The sequence below is a fragment of the Streptomyces durbertensis genome (assembly GCF_014156695.1).
GTDB classification, from domain to species: Bacteria; Actinomycetota; Actinomycetes; order Streptomycetales; family Streptomycetaceae; genus Streptomyces; species Streptomyces durbertensis.
In genome coordinates, this window is record NZ_WMLF01000466.1 from 1 (window position 1) to 4,117 (window position 4,117).

The 4,117-nt window shown below is 75.1% G+C and carries 2 protein-coding genes; both read right to left on the minus strand.

The window, feature by feature from the left end:
- Nucleotides 1-158 precede the first annotated feature (158 nt).
- The gene (locus GL263_RS22750; protein ID WP_182857620.1) at nt 159-2,744 is read right to left on the minus strand and encodes a serine/threonine-protein kinase; all 2,586 of its coding nucleotides are present in this window, start codon (nt 2,742-2,744) and stop codon (nt 159-161) included.
- Entirely contained in the window at nt 2,741-4,036 is a 1,296-nt protein-coding gene (locus GL263_RS22755; RefSeq protein WP_182857621.1) for a coiled-coil domain-containing protein, read from the minus strand. The genes GL263_RS22750 and GL263_RS22755 overlap by 4 nt, the downstream gene beginning before the upstream one ends.
- Between the last annotated feature and the right edge of the window lie 81 nt (nt 4,037-4,117).

A 4,117-nucleotide genomic window follows, 5' to 3' on the forward strand; every position in this document is an offset into this window, starting at 1 on the left:
CAGCACGACCGTCGGGGCGTCGTCGGCCTCCGCCGGCCCCGCGGTCGGCCGTCCGGCCGCGTAGCGGTCCGTGCCGCAGACGCCGCAGTAGCGGTCCGTCTCCTCGAACGGCTCGGCGCAGCCGGGGCAGAGGGAGATCCTGTCGAGCTGCGGCATCGTCACACCCACGTCCTGGGGCGGAGGCGGTTGGCGCGTTCCACCCATTCGATCCTCTCGTCGCGGCCGGTCGCGAGCCGGGCCAGCATCCGGCAGGCCCGTTCCAGCCCCAGCCGCAGTCCCGTCTCGTCCAGCGGGCAGCCGAGCAGGGGGGCGGGCTCGCCGTGCCGGCCGGCGGGCTCGCCGTGCCGGCCGGCGAGTACCCAGTCCAACGCGGCGCCCAGCACCTCGGTCACCAGGCGCTCCCGGCGCCGGGCGTCGAGGCCGAGCCTGCGCAGCCGCGTGACCCGGTCGGCCGCCGCGTACAGGTCGGCCGACATCGGCTCGTCCGGCGCGCGTCCGCGAAGTCTCGCACGGACGGCGGCGACCTGTGCGGAGACATGGTGGATGGACACGGCCGGGACGGATTCCAGGGCGGCCACGGCCTCGGCCCGCCGTCCCGCCGCCAGCAGCACGCGGGCGAGGCCGAAGGCCGCGCTGACGTGGTTCGGGTCCGTCGTCCAGACCAGCCGGAAGTACTCGGCCGCGTGGTCGAGTTGGCCCAGCGCCTCCGCACAGACGGCCAGCGCGAGCTTGGGCGCGGTCTCCCCGGGAAAGGCGTCGTACACGGCGTCGAAGGCGTGGGCGGCGGTCTCCCGGTCGCCTTCGGTGAGGGCGGTGAGGCCGCGGTGCCAGAGGACGCGCCAGTCGTCGGGGTGGCGTGCGAGCAGGTCCGCGAGCGTGGCGGCCGCGTCGGACGACCGGCCCGCGCCGAGGTCGAGTTGGGCGCGCAGGCGGCGGAGTCGGAGTTCGACGGAGTCGGCGGGGGCGGCGTCGAGCGCGGTCAGCACGTCCTCCGGCGGGGCGCCGCCGAGGCCGGTCACAAACGCGGCGTTCGGGTCGCTCTCGTCGACCCGGGGCAGCGGCAGGGCGAGTGCCGTCTCGCGGAAGCGCGGTGCCGCGAGCGCCGCTCCGCCGGAAGGCCGTTCGACCTCCGGCCGCGTCCCGGAACCGGGGGTGCCGGCGCCGCGGCGGCGGAGCAGGCGGCGGCGCGCGGGTTGTCGTCGGGAGCCGAGCGCGGAGGCGTCACCGTCCAGGCGTGCCAGCAGCCCGGTGTCGACGACGGTCGTCTCCGGGCCGAAGAGCGTCGACACGGCGGGCTGCGGCTCGCCCGTGTCCAGCGCGACGACCTCCCGCAGCACGCCGGTGAGTTGCTCCGCCATCTCCTCGGCGGACGCGAACCGGCGGCGCGGGTCGGGGTCGGTGGCCCGCACCAGCAGCCGGTAGAACGACTCGTACCGCTGGAACACCTCGACGTGCTCCGGCGCGGGCAGGCTGTCGACGAAGACGTTGGTGTAGCCGCGGAAGTCGAAGGTCAGCACGGCCAGGGTGCGCGCCACGGTGTACAGGTCGGAGGCGACCGACGGGCCGACGTCGCCGACCTCCGGCGCCTGGTAGCCGACGGTCCCGTAGACGGCGCCGTCGGGGTCGTCCATCCGCCGTACCGCGCCCATGTCTATCAGCTTGAGCTGGTGGTGCTGCTGGATGGCGTTGTCGACCTTGAAGTCGCAGTAGAGCAGATTCCGGCTGTGCAGGTAGCCGAGGGCTTCCAACGCCTCGATGCCGTAGGCGCAGGCCTGCGCGACGGGCAGCGGGTCCCGGCCGCCGCCGGGCGTGCGGCGGTCGTTGGCGATGTCCTTCAGCGACTTGCCGCCGACGTACTCCATGACGATGTAGCCGTCGCGGGTGCCGGTGCGCGGGTCGAGGTGCTCGACGAAGTTGTAGACCCGCACGATGCTGGCGTGCTCGATCTGGGAGAGGAAGCGGCGCTCGGCGATGGCGGCGGCCATGGCGTCCTCGTCACCGGTGTCCAGCAGGCCCTTGAGCACCACCCAGCGCCGGTCCAGCGGGTGGTCGATCGCGAGGTAGATCCAGCCGAGGCCGCCGTGGGCCAGGCAGCCGACGATCTCGTACTGGCCGCCGACGATCTCGCCTCGGCGCAGCCGGGGGACAAAGGAGTAGGGCCGGCCGCAGCGGGTGCAGAAGCCCTCGGTGCGGCCGGGCCGCCCGTCGCGGGAACGTCCCACCGGGCCGCCGCATTCCGGGTTGCCGCAGAACCGCTTGCGTTCGGGGACCCGCGGGTCCTCCAGTACGGCGGACGCGGGGTCCGGTCCCGGCACCTCGGGCACGCTGACCAGGCCGGCGCCGAGCCGCTTGCGGGACGCCGCGGAGCCGGTGTCCCGGCGGGAGCCGCGCACGGAGACGCCGGAGGCCGTCGACAGCGCGGCCGACGAACCCGTTGAACCGGCCGACGACTCCGTTGAACCGGCCGGCGAACCCGTTGGACCGCTCGGACCCGCCGTGCGGTGTGTCCTCGCCGAGGCCGGCGGGGATCCCGGCCTTCCGCCGGAGAGCAGCGCGGCCGTGGCCAGTCCGGTGGCGCGCGAGGCGATCACACCGTCGGGTGAGACGTCAGGGGGGAAGCCGCACACGTCGCAGTACAGCTCGCCGTCGCCGAAGTCCTCCACGGCGCCCGTGCAGTCGGGCCGTTCGCAGTCGGGCCGCTTGTGCCCGGTGCCGGTTCCGGCGCCGGTCTCGGTGGTGCTCATCCTTCCCGGCCTCCCGTCCGGTCGGCCGGGTCGGGCCGGGGTGCCAGCGTCTCGACGGCGGCGTGCTGGTAGCGCAGCACGGCGGACTCGGCGGCGCGCAGGTCGCAGGGCGCGCTCCACAGCAGTCGGCGGGCGAACTCGTAGCGTTCGGCGAGCAGCGGGTCGTCGGCCAGCCCGTGCTCGGCGACCTTGGCCCGGTAGGCGTCGAGCCGGCCGCGCAGCTCGGCGCGGACCGCGAGCGGGGCGGTCACCGCCGACAACGCCTCGCGGGCGCGCCGCAGTTCGTCCTCGGCGCGCTGCTCCAGACTGTCCAGGAGCGGGGACAGCCGGTGCCACCGGGCGCGTCTGCGGTACTCGGCCGCCGCTGCCAACTCCTCGTACAGCGCGGTCGGCGGGCCGCTGACGGCCGGCACGTCGAACGAGGCGATCTTCGCCAGCACCTCACCTCGCGCGGTGCGCGCCTCGGCGAGGGTGCGGTCGGCACGGGAGAGCACGTCCCGCAGTCCGGCCAGCCGCTGTTCGGCGTCCTGCCGCACCCCGAGCACGGCGTCGATCTCCCGCCGCACGTCCTCCAGCGCCCGGGCCGCCCGGTCGTAGCGCACGGTGTCCGGCCGGCCGCTGCCGGGGACGCTGCTGCCGCTCTCCGGCAGCCAGAAGGCGAGCGGGTCGCTGATCACCTCGGCGCGCAGCGCGGTGAGTTCGGTGGTGATCTCCGCCAGGTCGTCACCGGCCGGGTGCTCGCCGGGGCGGACGCCGACGGAGCCGGCGAGCGAGCGGATGCGCTGGAGTTCGGCGGAGAGGAGGTCTATCCGCGCCGGCAGCGCCGACCAGACGGAGTCGGCGGCGACGACCACGTCCAGGGCGCGGGCGTAGCCGGCGTTCATCCGCTCGACCAGGGACTCCAGACTCAGCCGTTCGGCGAGCCGGCCGCCGGCGGCGCCCGCCGTGCCGCCGGAGACGGTCACCCCTTCGCCGCGCAGCAGCGCCGTCAGTTCGACGAGGTCGTCCCGGTTGGGCCAGCGTCGTCGGCCGCGTATCTCCTGTGCCCGCGCCAGCGCCCTGCCGTAGGCGTCGAACTGCGTCCACAGCAGTGAGACCGCGTGCTCGGCGCTGGCCCACCGGTGCCTGGTGGTACCGGTCAACTCGGCGCCTTCCAGCAGCCGTCGGCCGGCGTGGTCCTGGAGGGAGAGCAGGGACGACTCGATCGCCTCCCGCTCGGCGGTCAGCCGCGCCAGGGCGCGGTCGGCCTCCTCCCGGCTCATCACCGACGCGGCGGGCCCGGGGGACCCCATCGATCACCTCGCTGCTCTCGTCTCCGACATGTCCAACTCGTGTGCCGCCGCACCGGCGGGGCGGTGCGCTCAGTCCCGGTA